This is a genomic window from Cupriavidus sp. 05T313 (assembly GCF_056396665.1).
The window spans coordinates 1-933 of sequence record NZ_JBFTLX010000536.1 but is presented as its reverse complement, the minus strand read 5'-3'; the positions used below and the strand labels follow the sequence as shown (position 1 = coordinate 933).

The 933-nt window shown below is 67.2% G+C and carries 2 protein-coding genes; one reads left to right on the top strand and one right to left on the bottom strand.

What is annotated here, in order from left to right; genetic code table 11:
- Positions 1-195 (bottom strand): hypothetical protein (locus tag AC1DKD_RS41570; RefSeq protein WP_477144777.1); only part of this gene is annotated, 195 nt, incomplete at its 3' end.
- On the opposite strand from AC1DKD_RS41570, the gene AC1DKD_RS41565 reads away from it, so the two are divergent.
- Positions 194-661 carry a CBS domain-containing protein gene (locus AC1DKD_RS41565; RefSeq protein ID WP_441633797.1) on the top strand — a complete coding sequence of 156 codons (468 nt, stop codon included), beginning with the start codon at positions 194-196 and terminating at the stop codon, positions 659-661. The genes AC1DKD_RS41570 and AC1DKD_RS41565 overlap by 2 nt on opposite strands.
- Positions 662-933: the final 272 nt, after the last annotated feature.

Here is a 933-nt window from a genome sequence, read left to right as displayed (position 1 = left end):
GAGCGATCCCGCCTTCCAGGCGCGGCAAAAGCCGGCAAGCGGGTTGATTTGCATCAATGGCGGCCGCGCGCCCGGCGCTAGACTGAGTTCAGGTCCGGCGCGCCTTGCAAGCCACTGTGCATCGCCGATGTACCGCACGCGAAGCTTGATGGGCGCGTGTAGGCCGGCTACGCCACGCCACGCCAGGAGAATCATGATGAGGATCGAAGAGATTTGCTCGCTGTCCGCCGTTCATATCCCGCATACGTGCACGCTGCGCGACGCCGCCGTGCAGATGCGCGACCGCCACGTCGGCGCGCTGGTGGTCACCGAGCCCTTCGGCGGGGGCCAGCGCGCGATCGGCATCGTGACGGACCGGGACATCGTGCTGGAGAGCACCGCCGCGGGCATCGCGCCCGGGCAGGCGACCGTGGCCGACGTGATGACGCGCGGCGTGGTTGCGATCGGCAAGGATGCCGGCATGGACGACGCGCTGCAAGCGATGCTGGCGCACGGCGTGCGCCGGCTCGCGGTAACGGATGCCGAGACGGTGGTTGGCGTGCTGTCCCTGGATGATCTGGTGGACGCCCTCGGCTCCCAATGGAACATGCTCGCCAGCGTGCTGCACAACGAGCGTGAGCGCGAGCGCTCAGGCAGCGTGCAGTCGCCGCTGCACACCTGAACGGCGGGAACGCGAGGTTTGCTGCGCGGCTCGCCCCCTACCCCAGATGCCCTCCCGGATCCCGCCCGGAGTGGGCGATGGTGGTCGCTGGCGGTAGGTAGCTGTAGGTGGCGCGGCCAATGCGGCCAATGCGGCACGCTGACAAGAAAGAAAAAGTATGGTGCCCGGCATTCTCAAGCTCGCCTACAAGCTGCTGGTCAACGACCGGGCCAAGTTCACCGGCCTGCTGGTCGGGATCACGTTCGCGGTGTTCCTGATGATCGAGATGACGT